17 protein-coding genes are annotated in these 17,219 nt (G+C 73.0%); 6 read left to right on the forward strand and 11 right to left on the reverse strand.

All coding sequences use genetic code 11. The features are described 5' to 3' along the window. The 3 genes from ACZ6AA_RS39255 to ACZ6AA_RS39265 all read right to left on the reverse strand — a co-directional run. Window positions 1-673: ABC transporter ATP-binding protein (locus tag ACZ6AA_RS39255; protein ID WP_471463261.1), on the reverse strand; the 673-nt coding region annotated here is incomplete at its 3' end. Between the two features lie 80 nt (window positions 674-753). Then, window positions 754-1,590, reverse strand: a complete 837-nt coding sequence (locus tag ACZ6AA_RS39260; RefSeq protein ID WP_468461949.1) for a DUF4097 family beta strand repeat-containing protein — start codon at window positions 1,588-1,590, stop codon at window positions 754-756. Window positions 1,591-2,118: 528 nt separating this feature from the next. Continuing rightward, on the reverse strand, window positions 2,119-3,030 hold the full coding sequence (locus ACZ6AA_RS39265) for a LysR substrate-binding domain-containing protein (RefSeq protein WP_471463263.1): 912 nt from the start codon (window positions 3,028-3,030) through the stop codon (window positions 2,119-2,121). Between the two features lie 216 nt (window positions 3,031-3,246). Between ACZ6AA_RS39265 and ACZ6AA_RS39270 the strand changes: the two genes are divergently transcribed. Continuing rightward, window positions 3,247-4,428: a pyridoxal-phosphate dependent enzyme gene (locus ACZ6AA_RS39270; protein WP_471463265.1), complete on the forward strand. Its 1,182-nt coding sequence runs from the start codon at window positions 3,247-3,249 to the stop codon at window positions 4,426-4,428. 145 nt (window positions 4,429-4,573) lie between these two features. Here the strand turns inward: ACZ6AA_RS39270 and ACZ6AA_RS39275 are convergent, their stop codons facing one another. Together ACZ6AA_RS39275 and ACZ6AA_RS39280 are read right to left on the reverse strand one after the other, a co-directional pair. Beyond that, entirely contained in the window at window positions 4,574-5,482 is a 909-nt protein-coding gene (locus ACZ6AA_RS39275; RefSeq protein WP_471463267.1) for an SRPBCC family protein, read from the reverse strand. Between the two features lie 94 nt (window positions 5,483-5,576). Then, a complete protein-coding gene (locus tag ACZ6AA_RS39280) occupies window positions 5,577-7,736 on the reverse strand; it encodes a HelD family protein (protein ID WP_471463269.1) in 2,160 nt (719 codons plus the stop codon). 74 nt (window positions 7,737-7,810) lie between these two features. On the opposite strand from ACZ6AA_RS39280, the gene ACZ6AA_RS39285 reads away from it, so the two are divergent. After that, window positions 7,811-8,527 (forward strand): TetR/AcrR family transcriptional regulator, encoded by a 717-nt coding sequence (locus ACZ6AA_RS39285; RefSeq protein ID WP_471463271.1) that lies wholly within the window; start codon window positions 7,811-7,813, stop codon window positions 8,525-8,527. On the opposite strand, the gene ACZ6AA_RS39290 is transcribed toward ACZ6AA_RS39285, so the two are convergent. Next, window positions 8,511-9,272 (reverse strand): TetR/AcrR family transcriptional regulator, encoded by a 762-nt coding sequence (locus ACZ6AA_RS39290; RefSeq protein WP_468484217.1) that lies wholly within the window; start codon window positions 9,270-9,272, stop codon window positions 8,511-8,513. The genes ACZ6AA_RS39285 and ACZ6AA_RS39290 overlap by 17 nt on opposite strands. A 227-nt stretch (window positions 9,273-9,499) precedes the next feature. On the opposite strand from ACZ6AA_RS39290, the gene ACZ6AA_RS39295 reads away from it, so the two are divergent. Next, entirely contained in the window at window positions 9,500-10,570 is a 1,071-nt protein-coding gene (locus ACZ6AA_RS39295) for an ABC transporter ATP-binding protein (RefSeq protein ID WP_471463273.1), read from the forward strand. Between the two features lie 49 nt (window positions 10,571-10,619). Beyond that, window positions 10,620-11,351: an ABC transporter permease gene (locus ACZ6AA_RS39300; RefSeq protein WP_471463304.1), complete on the forward strand. Its 732-nt coding sequence runs from the start codon at window positions 10,620-10,622 to the stop codon at window positions 11,349-11,351. Here the strand turns inward: ACZ6AA_RS39300 and ACZ6AA_RS39305 are convergent. The 4 genes from ACZ6AA_RS39305 to ACZ6AA_RS39320 form a co-directional block, all read right to left on the reverse strand. After that, the gene (locus ACZ6AA_RS39305; RefSeq protein WP_471463275.1) at window positions 11,332-12,174 is read right to left on the reverse strand and encodes an ATP/GTP-binding protein; all 843 of its coding nucleotides are present in this window, start codon (window positions 12,172-12,174) and stop codon (window positions 11,332-11,334) included. The genes ACZ6AA_RS39300 and ACZ6AA_RS39305 overlap by 20 nt on opposite strands. A 101-nt stretch (window positions 12,175-12,275) precedes the next feature. Then, window positions 12,276-13,394, reverse strand: coding sequence for an aminoglycoside phosphotransferase family protein (locus tag ACZ6AA_RS39310; protein ID WP_471463277.1), 1,119 nt, complete (start codon window positions 13,392-13,394; stop codon window positions 12,276-12,278). A 197-nt stretch (window positions 13,395-13,591) separates the two neighbouring features. After that, on the reverse strand, window positions 13,592-14,299 hold the full coding sequence (locus tag ACZ6AA_RS39315) for an HAD family hydrolase (protein WP_468461968.1): 708 nt from the start codon (window positions 14,297-14,299) through the stop codon (window positions 13,592-13,594). Window positions 14,300-14,344: 45 nt separating this feature from the next. Beyond that, entirely contained in the window at window positions 14,345-15,250 is a 906-nt protein-coding gene (locus tag ACZ6AA_RS39320) for a winged helix-turn-helix domain-containing protein (RefSeq protein WP_471463279.1), read from the reverse strand. 130 nt (window positions 15,251-15,380) lie between these two features. Between ACZ6AA_RS39320 and ACZ6AA_RS39325 the strand changes: the two genes are divergently transcribed. Next, complete coding sequence (locus tag ACZ6AA_RS39325; protein ID WP_037657520.1) at window positions 15,381-15,569, forward strand: hypothetical protein; 189 nt, start codon at window positions 15,381-15,383, stop codon at window positions 15,567-15,569. Window positions 15,570-15,646: 77 nt separating this feature from the next. Here ACZ6AA_RS39325 and ACZ6AA_RS39330 read toward each other — a convergent pair whose 3' ends face one another. Further along, window positions 15,647-16,510, reverse strand: coding sequence for a winged helix-turn-helix domain-containing protein (locus ACZ6AA_RS39330; RefSeq protein WP_468461972.1), 864 nt, complete (start codon window positions 16,508-16,510; stop codon window positions 15,647-15,649). Window positions 16,511-16,790: 280 nt separating this feature from the next. On the opposite strand from ACZ6AA_RS39330, the gene ACZ6AA_RS39335 reads away from it, so the two are divergent. Next, window positions 16,791-16,976, forward strand: coding sequence for a hypothetical protein (locus ACZ6AA_RS39335; protein ID WP_468461974.1), 186 nt, complete (start codon window positions 16,791-16,793; stop codon window positions 16,974-16,976). Window positions 16,977-17,219: the final 243 nt, after the last annotated feature.

Below are 17,219 nucleotides of genomic sequence, written 5' to 3' on the forward strand. Positions count from 1 at the left end.
CGGCCACGATCTTGCCGCCGTCGAGGACCGCGATGCGATCGGCCAACTGGTCGGCCTCTTCCAGGTACTGCGTGGTGAGGAAGATCGTGGTGCCGTTCGCGACGAGGTCGCGGATCATGTCCCACATCGTGCGGCGGCTGCGCGGGTCGAGGCCCGTCGTCGGCTCGTCCAGGAAGATGATGCTGGGCCTGCCGACGAGGGTCATGGCCAGGTCGAGCTTGCGGCGCATACCGCCGGAGAACGCCGACGCGGGCTTCTTGGCGACATCGGTGAGGTCGAAGCGGGCCAGGAGTTCGGCGGCGCGGCGCCTGCCCTCGGCCCGGTCGAGGTGCAGCAGGTCCGCGATGAGGAAGAGGTTCTCCTCGGCGGTGAGCAGGCCGTCGACGGCGGCGAACTGACCGGTGACGCCGATGGAGCCGCGGACGGCGTCCGGGTCCTGCGCCAGGTGGTGCCCCGCGACCCGGGCGTCCCCGTCGTCAGCCGAGATGAGGGTGGAGAGGATCTGGACGGTGGTGGTCTTGCCCGCGCCGTTCGGGCCCAGCAGGGCGAAGATCGTGCCCTCAGAGACCTGCAGGTCGATCCCGTCGAGTACGACCTTCTCGCCGTACGACTTGCGCAGCCCCTGGGCGGTGATCCCCTTCGGCGGGGCGGTCAAACCGGTGGTGGCAGTCATCGTGCCGCCTCCTTCTTCTTTCCGTAGCTGATGCGAGGCCGGTCTCTGCGTGTCACGCGTCCTTGCGGGTGCGGGTGCGGTCAGGCGCGGCGGATCACGATGTCGCCGAGGCCGGTGCGGGCGCGCACCTGGACGGTCTCCGCGTCCGGGCCGGGGCCGTCGGTCGAACCGATCGAGTTGTGGACCGTGCCCGCCTGGGAGTTCACCTCGAGCCAGGCGGCGCTGGACTCGCGGATGCCGACCTCCAGGTCGCCGTCGGCGGTCTGGAGGGTGATCTGGCCGCGGGCCACCTCGCCGAGCTTGATGGTGCCGTTGTCCGACTTGGCGTCGACTCCGGCGTGGGCGACGCCGACGGAGATGCGGCCGTTGGAGGAGTTGACGCGCAGCTCGCCGGTGACCTCGCCGAGCGTGGTGTCGCCCTTGCGGTTGCGGATGTTGGCGGCGCCCGCGATGTTGCCGAGGTCGATGCGGCCCGCCGCGTCGATCTCCACGTCGCCGGTGGCGCGGTCCACGCGGACGTCGCCGTGGTCGGACCGGAGGAAGGCGGCGCCGACCTCCGCGACGTGGATGTCACCGGCGGCGGACTCGAACCGGCAGTCGCCGAGGCGGCCTTCGGTGCTGAAGATCCCGGCGGGCGAGAGGCCCTGGACGTCCGACCCGGCCGGCAGCTCGACGCTGACCTCGATCGAGCCGGCCTTGCCGAACAGCGAGCGCTTCTTGGGGCCCTTGACCACCAGGCGGCCGTTGTTGCACGTGACCTGGACCTGCTCCGCGGCCTTCACGTCGACGTCCTCGCGGCCGTCGCTCGGGAGCACCGACACGACGGTGTCGAGGCGCTTTCCGGCGGAGATGCGGGCGGTTCCGATCTCGAACTCGATGAGGGCTGAGAGGGGCTCGGGAGTGTCGAAAGTAGGCATGGCCGTCCTGTCTGGCTGAGGTGTGCGGACCCGCTGGTCACAGCGGGCGGATGAGTTGTCCTGCGTCACTCCGGCGGGCCGGCGTTCTCAGCCCCTGGAGCCGTGCTGTCCATGACGCCAGCATGGCATCACTATGGCGCCAGTGCAACCCTGCTTGGCACCCAGGTGGTGCCACAGGGGGTGAGCTGCGGCGCACAGCGCGTCTGGGTGCGCCGCAGTAGCCCCTGTGAGCTGGGGTTTTCCCTCGGGTGCCGGTTTACTGAGCGTGGCCGCCGCCGCGCCAGAAAGGCGTCAAGGCGGGGCGTGGGCGGCTGCCGGGAGGGCGTACGGGGAGGGGGTGGCGCCGTCGCGGTGCCACGGAGGTGCCGGGTGGGGCGCCATGGGGCGGGAGGGGGAGGTCGGGCAAGTGATGAGGCGGGCCGGGCGGGCAGGAGGGGGTGCGGGCCGGACCGGCGGGGACTCGGGCCCGGCCCGGCGGGCAGGGGGTGCGGGTGGCCCGGCGGGCAGGCAGCGCGGATGGGCGGCGGGCTACGCGGTCCGCGTCGCGTCGCGCAGGGCGTCCCGGACCGCGGCCACCGCCGGGTGCCGCCCCCGGCCACGACGTACGACCGTGAACAGCGTGCGCGCGTGCTGCCCCGGCGGCAGCGCCCGCAGCGCGACCGTCGGCGCCCCGCCGCCCCACACCAGGTCCGGGAGCAGCGCGACCGCGTGGCCGCGCTCCACGAGCCGCAGGTGCAGCAGCAGGTCGGGGGACTCGAACCGCACGTCGGGCTCGAACCCGGCGGCGCGGCACACGGTCGTCGCCCAGCGCCGGGCCGCGGTGCCCTCGGGCTCCATCACCCAGGGCAGCCCGGCGAGCGCCCGCAGGGCCGCGACCGGGTCGTCGGCGTCGGCGCCCTCGGGGACGGGGCGCGGCAGGGCGAGCCGCATCGGGTCGGCGCACAGGTCGGCCCGTTCGAGCGCCGCGTCCCTTGGGCCCGCCCCGCCCGGGTACTCCTCCGTGACGACCAGGTCGAAGTCCCGGGCGAGCAGGGCGGGCAGGGCGGCCTCCGGTTCCAACTGCGTGACGTGCGGGCGCAGTCCGGGGTGGGCGGCGCGCAGCCGGGTCAGCGCGTCCGGGACGAGCGCGAGGGCGGCGGTCTGGAAGGCGGCGACGCGCACCGTCCCGGTGAGGCCGGGCAGGGACGCGGCGATGTCGGCCTCGGCCCGTTCGAGGCGTTCGAGCACGGCCTCGGTGTGGGCGACGAGAATCTCGGCCTGCGCGGTGAGCCGCACCCGCCGCCCGACCGGTTCGAGCAGCGGCACCCCCGCTTCGGCCTCCAGCTGCGAGAGCTGCTGGGAGACGGTCGAGGGGCTGTACGAGAGGGCGGCGGCGACGGCCGCGAGGGTGCCGCGGTGCTTCAGCTCGCGGAGGAGGCGGAGGCGGTGGAGGTCGTACATGGCGGCGGCGCCCCTTTCACCGGGTCGGCACCCGGCAGCGTTCACCGGGTCGGCCCTCGGCGGCTTTCACCTGGTCGGCGCCCGGCAGCTCGGCGGCTCGGCGGCCAGTTGGCTCGGCCGCCCGCCACGGCTCCCGGAACCCTTCTGATCCACCGATGAATATACGTCGGAAAGATGAGCTGGACCGAAGAGTGCGGGGCGCCGCAGGGTTGTCCCATGACTGACACAGGCCCCGCCACCGAGTCCCGCGCCACGACCACCGACACCGACACCGACACCGACACCACCGAAACCGCCACCACCTCCGGCACCACGACCCCCACCACCCCACCCCCCTGGTACGCACACCCCGCCGCCCGCGAGTGGACCTGCGCCCCCGCGCCCGCCGAGGTCCGCGCCTTCCACGCCGCCCTCCCCGAGTACGCACCCACTCCCCTCACCGAACTCCCCGCACTGGCAGCCGAGTTGGGCGTCGGCCGGGTCTTCGTCAAGGACGAGTCGGCGCGGCTCGGCCTGCCCGCGTTCAAGGCGCTCGGCGCGTCCTGGGCGGTGCACCGCGTCCTCGCGGAGCGGGCGTCGGACACCCCCGTGGAGCTGGTCACGGCGACGGACGGCAACCACGGGCGCGCGGTGGCCCGGATCGCGCGCCAACTGGGCCAGCGGGCCCATGTGTTCGTGTCGCAGGGGGTGCACCCCGGGGCGGCGGCCGCGATCGAGGGCGAGGGCGCGCGGGTGACGCGGGTCGCCGGGGACTACGACCGGGCGGTGCGGGAGGCCGCGGCGGCGGCGCGGGCGGAGGGTTCGGTGCTGGTGCAGGACACGGCGTGGGAGGGGTACGAGGAGGTGCCCGCGCGGATCGTGGAGGGGTACTCCACGCTGTTCGCCGAGGTGGACGAGCAGTTGGCCGACGCGGGCGCCGGTGCGCCCGACCTGGTGGCCGTGCCGGTGGGGGTGGGTTCGCTGGCGCAGGCGGCCGTCACGCACTACCGGAGCCGGGGCGCGCGGGGCCCGGCGCTGCTCGCCGTGGAGCCGACGGAGGCCGCGCCGGGGCTCGCCAGTCTGGCCCGGGGCGAGTCGGTGACCGTGGCGGCCGGGGAGACGGTGATGGCCGGGCTGAACTGCGGCACGCTGTCCGGCCTCGCCTGGCCGGTACTGCGGGACGGCCTGGACGCGGCGGTGGCGGTGCCCGACGCCGAGGCGCTGGCGGCGGGCCGGGACTTGGGGGCGCTCGGGGTGTCGTCGGGGCCGTGCGGGGCGGCCGCGTTGGCGGGGGCACGGGCGGCGCTGACCGGGGCGGGGGCGCGGGAACGCCGGGCGGAGCTGGGCCTGGGAGCCAGGGCGACGGTGGTGCTCCTGAGCACGGAGGGGACGGCGGCGAACCCGCATGGGGCGGGGTGAAGGGCGGCGAACCCATACGTTCAGCGCGAACGGCGCCGAACCCGCACAGCGCCACGTGAACCACGGCGGACCCGAACAGTCGCAAACCCCGCGGCCCCGCCGCCCCGCCGCCCCGCCAGCACAACGCCAGCACAACGCCAAAGCCCTACCCCTCCAACAGCCGCCCCGCCAACAGCTCCAGCCGCGCGTGCCAAGCCTCCGACGCCACCCCCGCGTCCGCGGCCCCCGTATGCGTGAGGACGAGCCGCGCCCCGTACCCCGTACCCGCCCCGAGCTCCCACCTGACCGAGCCGCCCGCCGGGCACGCGTACACGCAGAGCGCGGGCGCCCGCACCTCCGTGACCGCGCCCGCGGGCACTCCCTCGGCGGCGAACCCTGCGGGCGCGGCCTCGCCCTCCACCACGCCCGCGCCCTGGGCGAGTTCGGCCCACACGGCCTCCGCACCCCGTACCAACTGCCGCTCGAAGCGCACGACCCCGGCGCCGGTGATCTCCCCACCGCCCAGGTCGAACTGCTCCAGATAGGCCTCGTGCAACTCCCCCTTGTCCACCGTGTCCAGGGCGGGTCCTGGCGCCTCGCCGTCCAGCAGGGCGCCGAGCGCCGTGACGCACAGGTGCCAGCCCGCGCCGAAGCTCGGTGCGCCGTACCGGTCGCCGAAGGTGTGGACGAGGGTGAGCAGCGAACCGCCGGTCTCCGGGTCCGGGGCGATCTCCCAGCGCAGGTGGTCCTCGCCCCACGTGAAGGCGAACAGCCGCGGCTCGTCGACGTCGGTCACCACCCCGGTCGTGCCGGGCTCGACCCCATCGGCCTCGCCAGACCCACCGGACTCCCCCGACCCACCAGCCTCCCCGGGAAACACGAACTCCACCGCACCCCCCGCCACCAACTCCCCCCGCACCTCCGCCGGAAACCACAGCGCCAGCTGCTCGGGCCGGGCCAGCGCGGCCCAGACCTTCGTGGGCGCATGGTCCAGGCGCCGCTCCATCCGCAGGACGTACCGCCCGTCGACGTCGGCCGCGGTGAGGGTGTCGGAGTGGGGGTTGCGGGGGCTCATGCCGGGTGGTCCTCCATCGCGCCAACATAACCGGCGGGCCCCTCGGCCGCAGGGCGGAACGCGCGCGGGCGGGGGCCGACCCCGCGGGCGTGCCCTAGGCCGCCCCCCAGGGCAGCCCCTTCCCGCACACCACATCAAGCCGCGACACCGCCCTGGTCAGCACCACGTACAGCCGGTGCGCCCCGCGCTCCTCCGCCGCCACGATGTCCGCCGGTTCGACGGCGACCACATGGTCGTACTCCAGGCCCTTGGCGACCGAGGCGGGCACGACCGTGACGCGGGCGCCCAGCTCGTCGGGGCCCGCCGCCTCGACGCCCGCCGCCGTCAGCGCGGCCCGCAGCCCCGCGACGGCGGTGTCGGCGGCGATGACGCCGACCGAGCCCTCGTGGGCCAGGGCGCCGCGCACCGCGTCGACGGTGGCGGCGGCCACGTCGCGTACGCGGTGCACGACGAGGTCGCCGTCCCCGCGCAGGGACCGGGCGGGCGGCACGTCGACGCCGAGGCCGTCGAGCAGCCGGTTGGCGAGCGTGACGATCGCCTGCGGGACGCGGAAACCGGTGGTCAGCGGGGTCACGGGGGTGTCGGGCTTGCCCAGGTGGGCGAGCAGGCCGTGCCAGTCGCGGGCCGCCCACGGCGTGGTCCCCTGGGCGAGGTCGCCGAGCACGGTGAGCGAGCCGAAGTCGGCGCGGCGGGCGATGGCGCGGCACTCCATGGGCGAGAGGTCCTGTGCCTCGTCGACGACGATGTGGCCGTAGCCCGCGGGCCGCTCGACGAGGCCCGCGAGTTCGTCGAGCAGCACGAGGTCGGCGTCCGACCACTTCGCGGACTTGTACGAGCGCGGGGCCCGGTCCCAGAGGATCGCCCGCTGCTCCGCCTCGCCGAGGACCCCGTCCGCGGCCGACGCCAACACGCCGGCGTCCGCCAGGAGTTCGGCGAGCACCTCCTCCGGCCGCGCCTTCGGCCACACCGCGTCGACGAAGGCGGAGACGGCCCTGGCGCGGGAGATCCTCTGCAGCCAGGCGTTGCCGACGGGGCCCGCGCGCCGCTCGGCCTGCTCCTGGATGTGGCGCACGACGCGGGTGCGCACGCGCTCACGGCCGGTCCCGTACGGCGGTTCCTCCGCGCGTACGTCCGCGACGATCCGGTCGAGGTCACCGGCCGGGACCCGCCAGCGGTACGAGCCGTCCGGCACCGCGAGCGGCTCGGCGCCGCCGGGCCGCACCCGGGCGTACAGCGCGCGCCGCAGCACCTCGGCCATCCGGGCGTCGTGCTTGACGACCGCCGCGCCGGGCCCGTCCGCGCCCCGCACCGGCTGCCGGGCGATCTCGTCCCGGACGGTGGACTGGCGCACGCCGGTCTCGCCGAGGGCGGGCAGGACCTCGGCGATGTAGCGCAGGAAGGTGCGGTTGGGGCCGAGGATGAGGAGGCCGGAGCGGCGGATCCGCTGCGGGTGCGTGTACAGCAGGTACGCGGCGCGGTGCAGGCCGACGGCCGTCTTGCCGGTGCCCGGGGCGCCCTGGACGCAGACGGAGTCGGTGAGCGCGGCCCGGACCAGGTCGTCCTGCTCGGGCTGGATGGTGGCGGCGATGTCGCGCATGGGGCCGACGCGGGGGCGCTCGATCTCGCCGGTGAGGATGCGGCTGCGGGGGCGGGTGCCGGTGCCGTCCGGCCCTTCCGCGACTGTGGGGTGCCCGGCCTGCGCCGCCGTGGGGTGCCCGGCCTCCGCCCCCGCCCCGAGGCGCCCGCCCTCCCCCGCCATCAGATGCTCGTCCTCAAGCCCCGTCAGGTCGGCCGAGTCGCCCGCGCTGCCCGGCGCCCAGCCGAAGCGGCGGCGTACGGCGACGCCCTGCGGGTCGCGGGCGCCCGCCTGGTAGAAGGCGCGCGAGACGGGGGCACGCCAGTCGACGACGAGGGGCGGGGCCGCGGGGTCCTCGGTGATGCGCAGGCGGCCGACGTGGTAGCGCTGGCCGCGGTGGTCCCCGGCCTCGGCCGCGTCGGCGTCGAAGTCGAGGGCGCCGAAGAACAGCGGGGCGTCGGGGAGTTCGCGCATCTCCTTGGCCCGGCTGCGCAGCTGGTAGCCGAGCACTTCGGCGTCCGCCCCGGACGCGGCGACGTGCTCACCGGTGATGACGTGCTCCTGGGCGCCGTCGACCATCGCGGCGAGGGCGGCGCGGCAGAGGTCGTGGTACCGCCGCTCCCGCGCGAGCGCGGCGTCGAGGGCGGGGGTGTCGAGGGAGGTGCCGGGTGCCGTCATGCCGTCGAGCGTACAAGAAAACGTTACCGAGTAGCATTTATTACCGAGACTCGCTCTGCGGTACGCTGCCGTGCATGACGGACGACGTGACGAAGCCCGCGGCCCCGCAGCAGGTGGGCCCGCCCAAGGAGCCCGTGGGCCTGCGGCAGCTCAAGAAGCGGCGGACGTACGAGGCCGTCTCCGACGCGGCCATCGCGCTGTTCCTGGAGCGCGGCTTCGACAAGGTGTCCGTCGCGGAGGTGGCAGCAGCGGCGGAGATCTCCAAGCCGACGCTCTTCCGGTACTTCCCGGCCAAGGAGGACCTGGTCCTGCACCGGTTCGCCGACCACGAGGACGAGGCGGCGCGGATCGTCGCCGGACGCCCGCGGGGCCACTCCCCGCTGGCCGCGCTGCGCGCCCACTTCCTGGCGGGCCTGACCCGGCACGACCCGGTCACCGGCCTCAACGACGCGCCCGAGGTCCTGGCCTTCCACCAACTCCTGTACGGCACGCCGTCATTGGTGGCACGGCTCTATGGCTACCAGGAGCGGGCCGAGCGCGCCCTCGCGGGGGCACTGGGCGGGCCGACACCCGGGCCGACCCCGGGACCGGCGGCCGAGCCGCCCCCCGCCGCCCACCTGACCGCACGCCTCGCCGCCGCCCAGATCCTCGCCGCACAGCGGGTCCTCGCCCTGGAGAACTGGCGCCGCGTGGCCGCGGGCGAGCCGGCTGCGGACGTACACACGGACGCCGTGCGCGCGGCGAACCAGGCCTTCGACCAGCTGAGTTCGGGCCTCACGCAGTACGCGTAGCCCCGCCCCCCGACACCCCGCCCCCCGACCCCACGAGGACCTCCACCCCGTCGAGCAGACACCCCAGGCCGAACTCGAACTCCGCGTCCGGCGAGTCGTCCGGCGCGCCGAGGGCGCCGGAGGCGAGGAGGTGCCGCAGGGCCGGATAGCGGCCGGGATCGGGGGCGGTGAGGGCGTCGACCGTGCGTTCGTAGCGGCGCATGACCTCGTCGGGGGCGAGGCCACGGGCGGTCATGGCGGCGTCCAGATCGGCCATCAGGGTCGCCTCGTTGCGGACGTAGCCGCCGATCAGCATGATCACGGAGATCTTCCGGCCTTCGTCCAGACCGGTGTCGGCCAGGGGGGCGAGCCCGCGCTCCATCCACTGGAGCGCGTGCGGCGAGGCGGGCGGCGAGGAGATCGGGATCCGCAGGAGCCACAGGTTCCGGTGGAACACCTCGCGCTGGGCACGCGCCCACCACTCCAGCCCGGCGCGCCAGCCCGTGACGTCGGCGGGCATCGGGGGCGGGGGGCCCGCGGCGGCGTCCTCCATCAGGACGTACAGCTCGTCCCTGGCGGAGACGTACCGGTACAGGGACATCGTCGAGACGCCAAGCTCCTTGGCGACCCGCCCCATGGAGACGGCGCCGATGCCCTCGGCGGCCGCGACGCCGATGCCCGCGCGGACGATGCGGTCGAGGCTGAGACCGGGGCGGGGGCCCTTGGAGGGGCGCTCGCGCAGGCCCCAGGCGGTTTCGAGACTCACGGGCAGACCGGTCTCCGACGCCGCCCCCGACCCCTCGGGCGGACCGGCTTCCGACCCCGTCCCCGACCCCCCGGGCAGACCCGTGCCACCGCCGCCGTCCGCCGCCATCTCCCCGGCCTCCTCACCCTCTCCGCGCCTTCGCTTGACGGCCATCGTAGTTCTGCGTAACCCTTACACAGTAATGCGTATGCCTTACGCAGTACATGTCCGCACCCTGGGGAGGGGCGATGCCAGCAGCCGCCGAAGCCGCCAACACGACTGCCGCCGCGGAGGTGACCACCTCCGGAACGGGCGGGACCACCGCCGCCACGGAGGGGGCCGCCCCCGCCGCGATCGAGGCCACCGGTCTCACCAAGTCCTACGGAGGAACCGGCGCCACCACCCCCGTCCCCGTCCTGCGAGGCATCGACCTGCGCGTACCGCCCGGCACCGTCTTCGCCCTCCTCGGCCCGAACGGCGCGGGCAAGACGACCGCCGTCCGGATCCTCGCCACGCTCACGGAGCCGGACGCGGGCACGGCGAGGGTCGCCGGGTACGACATCCGGGCGCGGCGCCGCGAGGTGCGCCGGGCGATCAGCCTGACCGGGCAGTTCGCGGCGGTCGACGAGGCGCAGACCGGGGCCGAGAACCTGCGGATGATGGCGCGCCTCGCGGGCCTCCGCCGGGCCGCCGCCCGGGCGAGGACGGACGAACTCCTCGCCCGCTTCGGCCTGTCGGATGCGGGCGACCGCCTGGTCAGGACGTACTCGGGCGGCATGCGGCGGCGCGTGGACCTCGCCGCGGGGCTGGTCGGCGAGCCCGAGGTGATCTTCCTGGACGAGCCGACGACGGGCCTGGACCCGCGCAGCCGCCGCGCGTTGTGGGACGTCGTGGGCGACCTGGCCGCGCGCGGCACCACGGTCTTCCTCACCACGCAGTATCTGGAGGAGGCCGACCAACTGGCCGACCGCGTCGCCGTCCTGCACGGCGGGGTGATCGTGGCGGAGGGCACCCCGGCGGAGCTCAAGTCCCGGGTGGCGGGCCACCGCCTCGACCTCACCCTGACCACGTCCGACGCCTACCTCCGCGTCCACGCGCAGGCCCCGCACGCCTCCCACCACGACCCGCGCACCCGCACCCTGGGCCTCCCGACCGACGGCACCGCACGCCACGTACGCGCGCTCCTCGACGAACTGGACCCCACCGGCACGGACGTGGCGCGCTTCGCGCTGCGCACGGCGAGCCTGGACGAGGTGTTCCTGACGCTGACGGCGCCCACGCCCCCCACCGCGCCCGCGAAGGAGCCCACCCGTGCCTGAAGCCCCGCCGAACGGCCTGCTGACCGGCCTGACGTCGAACTCCCTCACCATGACCGGCCGTTCCCTGCGCCTGAGCCGCCGGAACGTGGACGCGCTGATCACGGCTCTCGCCCTGCCCGTACTCCTGCTCCTGATCTTCGTGTACTTCTTCGGCGGGGCGATCAACACCGGCACCGACACCCGCTACGTCACGTACGTGGTCCCCGGCGTCCTGCTCCTGTGCGCCGGATTCGGCTCGTCCAGCACGGCGGTGGCCGTCACGGAGGACCTCAAGGGCGGCATCATCGACCGCTTCCGCTCCCTGGACGTCGGCGGCACGGCGATCCTGGCGGGCCACGTCCTGGCCTCGGTGGCCCGCAACCTCCTGGCGACCGCGCTCGTCCTGACCCTGGCCTTCGCGATCGGCTTCCGCCCGACGGCGACACCGGCGGGCTGGCTGGCCGCGGCCGCCCTCCTCCTGGCCTTCGTCCTGGCCCTGTCCTGGCTGTCGGCGGCGGTGGGCCTGCTCGCCAAGTCCCCCGAGGCCGCGAACGGTTACACCTTCTTCGTGAGCTTCCTGCCCTACCCCAGCAGCGCCTTCGTCCCCACCGACTCGATGCCGGCCTGGCTCGCCGCGTTCTCCGACCACCAGCCGGTCACGACGGTCGTCGACTCCCTGCGCGCCCTCCTCCTCGACCAGCCCGCCGGCAGCACGCCCTGGCTGGCCCTCGCGTGGTGCGCGGGGATTCTGGCGGGGTCGGTGGGGCTGGCGGAGGTGCTGTTCAGGAGGCGGGTGGGGTGAGGGGGCGGGCGACGCGCCACAGGGTCTCGAACAACTCCTGCCTTCGCACGATCTTCTCGCGCGCCGCCGCGCCGGCGTCGATGTGCCAGTGGGTGAGCAGCGAGTCGTACCCCATGAGGTCGAGGACCTGCCGCCCCGGGCGGTCCCGGGACGGCTCCTCCTTGACGGCGTCGTAGATGCCGTCGAAGAGGTGCTCGCTGTCGACGAGGCAGAACTTCACGAACGGGGAGATGTGCAGCACCCGGAACTCCACCGCGAGCCCACCCCTGCGGTCGTGCCGCAACCGCCTGGCCAGGACCTCCATGCCGCGCTCGTACCCCTGCACCTGCCGCAGCAACTCCCCCCGGAAGTCGGGGTCGTCCGCCGCCTTGCCGTCGGCGTCGAGCATGCCCGGTATCGCCATCTCCCGCGTGAAGTCCGGCACCAGGATCCGCACCGCCACCTCCGGCCGCACCGCACCGTGCAGCCCGTCCAACGACCGCGCCAGCTCATTGACGACGGTCTCCCCCGTGAACCCGATCGCATCGATCCGAGGCGCCGCCCGCCCCAGCGCCTCCCCGAAGAACCCCCGCAGCTCACTCGCCGCGACCTCCCGCCGCACAGCGGGCCGCAGCGCATCGTTGAGCCCGCGCACCTCGCTGTACAGCACGTACCCGACGAGGCTGAGGATGGCCCCGCCGAGATAGGCCTTGCCTTCCAGGGCGTCGCCGAGGGGGGCGACGAACTGAGCGAGGAGGCCGAGGACGAACACGGCGAGGAACAGTGCCTTGGTGATGGCGGACTCCGCCCGCGCCCAGACCTCGGAGCCGGACCCCCACGCCATGCGACCACTCATCAAGTCCCCCCGCCCACCGCGTAGTTGACACGAGCACGCAAGGGTTCATGGTGCCCGTGGGCGGGCCCCTCAGGAAGACCGGGAGACGGTCAGGCGACCGGACTCGGCTGCGCCGCCTCCCGCCCGCGCACCTCGGCGTGCCAGGCCCGCACGGCCTCGACCGCATGGGCCTGGTCCGGCACCTTCTCCAGGCGCAGCGGGTCGGCCGCCCGCCGCAGGGCCCGGCAGACCCGGGCCGCGGCCTGCTCGAAGTCGGCGTCGGAGGGCGCCCGCGCGGGCAGGGCGAGCGCGGCCCGCATGACGTCGGGGAAGACGGACTGGGCGTACTCGAAATCCAGATAGACGGGCAGATCCACGTCGAGTTCGGCGGTCAGCTCGGCCTTGCCCGCCGCCGTCATGGCCTCCTTCCATCGCTTCCGCATCCGAAAGTGCTGTTCCTTGTCGTAGTCCATCCGCACCAGGTGCGTGGCGAGGTCGTGCAAGGGGTCGCCGTACAGGGCCAACTCCCAGTCGATTACGGCGATTTCCTTACGATCGATCACGATATTGGCGCGGTGGACATCCGTGTGCAGAAGGCAGAAGGGGCGCTCGTGCAGACGCGGGGCCCGCTCCTTGAACTCGGTCATCGCGTGCCGTCGAATCCCGATGTCCTCGAATAACGCGTCGAATCGCTGCCGGTTGGCGCGGTGCACCCGCTCCTCGGTGAAATCGATCAGCCAGGCGAGAAAGCCGTCGGAATCGCCGCTCTCGGGCCAGCCTTCGGGTCGCGGCGGAAGTTCGGACTCCGGTACGGCCGCGGTGCTCGCGAAGAACTCGGCGAGCCTGGCCATCAGTTCGTCGGTGTGGAGTTCACTCTCGTCGACCTCCGTCAGCGGCCGCCCGGCGCGGTAGCCATGCATCGACCAGTCACCGAAGTCCACCAGGCAGCGCGGCACTTCGGGCAGGTGCCGGGTGACCACCTCGAGCAGTTCGCTCTCGCGGGGCCAGATGCGCGGCGCCACCTCGGCGGCCTGCAGCGGCGTACGGCATTTCACGCGGGCTCGATACGGCATGGTCCGCAGCAACAGCGCGAGGCGCCAGCCGAGCGGCACGATGTAGTTACTGTTGTGATAACCGGTCACAACCTCGCCGTCAGGGCGTTCGCGGTGCGCGGTGGCCCATCGGCGGATGAGCCGGTCGCGCCGGCCGAGTACGGCCGGCGGGGCCAAATCGGCTCCGCCGGACAGAGGTTGCGACATGAGCGCAGAGGGTATCGCCCCGATGGCTCCCACTTGACCACTTGACCAGTATGCGGACGCTCGCACTTACTTACCTTGCGCGCCTGTGCCATTACTGCGTGTTTTCCTCGCTGGTGAATATGTCGGGGACGAATTCACGGCGAAGTCCGCCCCCGCGGCGGCACGTGTCACGTCTCACCATTGAGCGTGTCGAGCAGCGGCTTCAGCGACGTCACTATTCGTTCGGCGCCGATTTCCCGGAGCACGCGCATCTTGCGGTCGTTGCGGGCGTAGCCGAGGAAGTGCACACCCGCCGCGCGCGCGGCGAGGTAGTCCGTGGCGGCGTCGCCGATCATCAGGGTGCGGGACGGGTCGGCGCCCATCGCGACGACGGCGCGCTTCACGCAGTACGGGTCCGGCTTGAGCAGGCGCAGATTCTGCGTACGGCCGTATATGTGCGGCGCGAAGCAGTCGATGAGCCCCCGGCCGGTCAGATAGGTGGCCACCGGCCCCGGCGCGTTGTTCGTGGCGACGGCCAGCCGGGCGCCGGTGGCCCACCAGGTGCGGATCAGCGCGTCGGCGTAGGCGGTGGGCCAGGCGGAGATCACCGCCTTCTGCTCCTCATATGTGAGCCGCGCCTCCAGTTCGACCACCAGATCGCTCCTGGGGTGGCGCCGGTCGACGGCACGCAGCACGACATACGGATCGGGTTGGTCGCGCACGCCCGCGGCGAGCAGCCCGTGCAGCCCTTGCTCCTCGAGCCAGCGCACCTGTTCCTCCGCGACCTTCTCGGCGGAACGCCCGGCGAAGAGACGGCAGACGGGGCCGTCGAAGTCGAAGAGCACGTACTGGGCGATGTCGATGAGTTCTCGCAGATCGTCGGTCGCACCTGTCACTGGCTCGGTCGCTCTCGCCTCGGGTCGCGTGGAATCAGGAGTCACCTAAGAGAGTGTCAGGTCAGTGGTGATCGTTTCCCAGAGGGCGTCGAACCACTTCTGGGATTCTTTGACGAAGCCCGAGTCACGGGAGCTGGCTCCGTCGGTGAAGGGGAAGAGGGTCGTGGTCGTCCCGCCGGCGTCGTACGCGCGCACGCTCTCACCGGCGTCCACGTCCAGCGGCACATCCACGGACGTCAGCGTGTAGTACGCCAGCAGCGCCTCGGACTTGTTGAGCAGATAGAGCTTCACGGGGGCCGTGAACGGCAGGGCTCGGAAGGTGACGCGGACATCGATGTCGTGCGACTGCTTCAGCGAGGTGAGATTGTGCCGAAGGACCTGCCCCTGCGCGTTCCGCTGTGCCAGCCAGCGCTGCTGCAGCCGCTGCCGGTCCCGCTCGTCCTCGGCCTCGACCGGCACCGGGAAAGCCAGGGAGATGGCACTGCTGGGCAGCAGGATGCGGACGTCGATGGCCTTCGGGCGCAGCTGGCCCTGGTGGATCTGACGGATCGGCTCGGTGACGGCGTTCATCAGGGTCTCCGCGGTGTACGAGACCGTGTCGATCCGCACGTGCACCGCCTGGAACGCCTCCACGAGCCGCGGAGCCAGCGCCACCATCGACGGCTGCGGCTCCGGCTGCACCCCAGCCGCCCCGGCCGCCACCCCCTCCCCCGCCACCCGAGGCGGACTCCCCCTGCTGATGTGGTTCAGCAAGCCGTCCCGCTGCAGCGAGAGGAGCGCCTGGCGCACCGTGCCGCGTTCCACGCCGAACTCCTGGGCGATCTGGGCCTGGGTGGGGAGGCGGTCGCCTGCTTTGAGGGTGCCGGTGCGGATGCGGTCGCGCAGGGCGTCGGCGATGTCCTGGGGTGAGGTCCTTCTGCTGCCGTTCACTGCACCGCTCTCCTTGGTCACGACGAGACGATACAACTGTGCACCATCTCAGGGGAGTTGACGGAAAGTTGTTTATGAAGGGTTACCAAGTGGGGACAACTTCAATGAGTTGGTTGCCAACTCGCCCGAGATGGCAGAAGGGGGAACCATCATGCCCGCCATAGCCCTCCTCGCAGCCGTGTTCGCCGTCACCATCGAGCAGGTCGTGCAGTGGAAGTACGGAACCCTCGGCATCATCGGTCTGCTGCTGCTGACCGTGGGTGTCAAGGCGAAGAACCCCACCTGCAGCTCCATCGGGGCGGTCGTGCTCGCCCTGATGGTGACGGGGCCCGCACTGTGACCAGGCCCGAGGGCTGAACCGCCGGTCCGGGCCCGCGCGGACGCGCCGGACGCCACGCACGGCGTGCGCCGCCCGCCCTACGGACCGGGGTTCAGCTTCAGGTCCTGGCTGATCGTCTCCCAGAGCGCGTTGAACCACAGGTGGGACTGCTCCACGAACGTCGTGTCCCGCAGCCCGTCCCCCGAGTGGAACGGAAACAGCATCGACTGCGTTCCCTGCGCGTCCCACATCTCCAGGGACTCCTGGCCGATCTCCTCCCGGCGCTGGGTGAGGGTGTAGTACGCGAACAGCGCCTCGGAGCCGTTGAGCAGGTAGAGCTTGACCGGCGGGGTGAAGGGCAGGGCGCGGAACTCCACCCGTACGTCGATCCCGTGCGTCGTCCGCAGCGTCCGCAGGTTGTGGCGCAGGACCTGCCCCTGCGCGTTGCGCTGGTCGAGCCAGCGGCGGTGCACATGGCCGCCCTCGTCCTCGCCCTCCACCGGAGCGGGGAAGGCGAGGTCGATGTCGCGGCTCGGCAGCAGCACCCGCACATCGACCTTGGCCGGTTTCAGCTGTCCGGCGTGGATCTGCCGCAGTGGTTCGCCGATCGCCATCGTCAGCGAGATCGAGGTCAGGCACAGCGCGTCGATCTCCACGTGCGGCGCCTGGAAGGCCGCGGCGATGCGCGGGGCCAGGCCGACCATCGTGGGCTCGGGCCTGACCGTGTCGGGGCGCGGCCCGGACGGGCCCGCGACCGTGGCGGGACTGCCCTTGGAAACGTTGGCCAGCAGCTGCTCGCTCTGCAGGATGCGCAGCGCCTGGCGTACGGCACCGCGCTCCACGCCGAACTCCACCGCGAGCTCCGCCTGCGTGGGCATGCGCTGGCCGGGCCGCAGTCGCCCGGACCTGATCCGGTCGCGCAGCTCGTCCGCCACCTCGTGATGCGAGCGATGCGGAGTCATGGTCGGCCTCTTCCGCTCGTTGACGGCGGCCTGGTCCGGGCTCACAACCAAACAGTACAACTTCTCGCCATCTTTGGGGAGTTGCTGAGAAGGTGGTTATGAGACGCGCCATCGCGGAGATAACTCAGGTGGAGTTGGTAGCCAACTTGGGCGACATGGTCAGACTCTTCGGGGGGTTGGCCACCAGCCCAGGCCGCCGGGAGCCGAACCCGGCGTTCGGGTCGACCAGTTGGCAGCCGGCTAAGGGGCCCGCCGCCCCTGTACCGGAAGGGGGACCGTCATGCCGTTCATCGCCGTCGTCATCGCCGCCCTCGCCATTGGATTCGAGCAGGCCATCCAGTGGAAATACGGGCCGATGGGCATCATCGCCTTCGTTCTGCTCACCTTCGGGATCAAGGCCAGGAACACCACCGCGGGCGGCATCGGGGCGCTGATCCTCGTGCTGCTGCTCGCGCAGTCGGGCTGACCCGGCCCGGCCCGCCAGTCGGGCTGACCGAGCTCTCATCCGGAGGGGAGCCGGGAGTTCGGTCAGCCGTCACACCCGGGGCACGGGCCCACCCAAGGCCCCGCCAACGCCAGGCCCGGGCCCCGAAGAAGCGGCGGGGGGGGGTCCCCCCCCTTTGGACACCCCCCCCCACCCCCCCCGGAGGGGCATTCCCCTCCCCGAGGGACACCCCCCCAACCCCAGACCCCCCCCCACTATCCCCCC

The organism is Streptomyces sp. NPDC040610 (genome assembly GCF_055594065.1).

Bases quoted from the DNA above. Each gene is read 5' to 3' on its own strand.
- ACZ6AA_RS39335 (WP_468461974.1), top strand. From the start codon at position 16,791: ATGCCGTTCATCGCCGTCGTCATCGCCGCCCTCGCCATTGGATTCGAG.
- ACZ6AA_RS39260 (WP_468461949.1), bottom strand. From the start codon at position 1,590: ATGCCTACTTTCGACACTCCCGAGCCCCTCTCAGCCCTCATCGAGTTC.
- ACZ6AA_RS39325 (WP_037657520.1), top strand. From the start codon at position 15,381: ATGCCCGCCATAGCCCTCCTCGCAGCCGTGTTCGCCGTCACCATCGAG.
- ACZ6AA_RS39330 (WP_468461972.1), bottom strand. From the start codon at position 16,510: ATGACTCCGCATCGCTCGCATCACGAGGTGGCGGACGAGCTGCGCGAC.
- ACZ6AA_RS39270 (WP_471463265.1), top strand. From the start codon at position 3,247: ATGACTGACACAGGCCCCGCCACCGAGTCCCGCGCCACGACCACCGAC.
- ACZ6AA_RS39285 (WP_471463271.1), top strand. From the start codon at position 7,811: ATGACGGACGACGTGACGAAGCCCGCGGCCCCGCAGCAGGTGGGCCCG.
- ACZ6AA_RS39275 (WP_471463267.1), bottom strand. From the start codon at position 5,482: ATGAGCCCCCGCAACCCCCACTCCGACACCCTCACCGCGGCCGACGTC.
- ACZ6AA_RS39300 (WP_471463304.1), top strand. From the start codon at position 10,620: ATGACCGGCCGTTCCCTGCGCCTGAGCCGCCGGAACGTGGACGCGCTG.
- ACZ6AA_RS39295 (WP_471463273.1), top strand. From the start codon at position 9,500: ATGCCAGCAGCCGCCGAAGCCGCCAACACGACTGCCGCCGCGGAGGTG.
- ACZ6AA_RS39265 (WP_471463263.1), bottom strand. From the start codon at position 3,030: ATGTACGACCTCCACCGCCTCCGCCTCCTCCGCGAGCTGAAGCACCGC.
- ACZ6AA_RS39305 (WP_471463275.1), bottom strand. From the start codon at position 12,174: ATGGCGTGGGGGTCCGGCTCCGAGGTCTGGGCGCGGGCGGAGTCCGCC.
- ACZ6AA_RS39280 (WP_471463269.1), bottom strand. From the start codon at position 7,736: ATGACGGCACCCGGCACCTCCCTCGACACCCCCGCCCTCGACGCCGCG.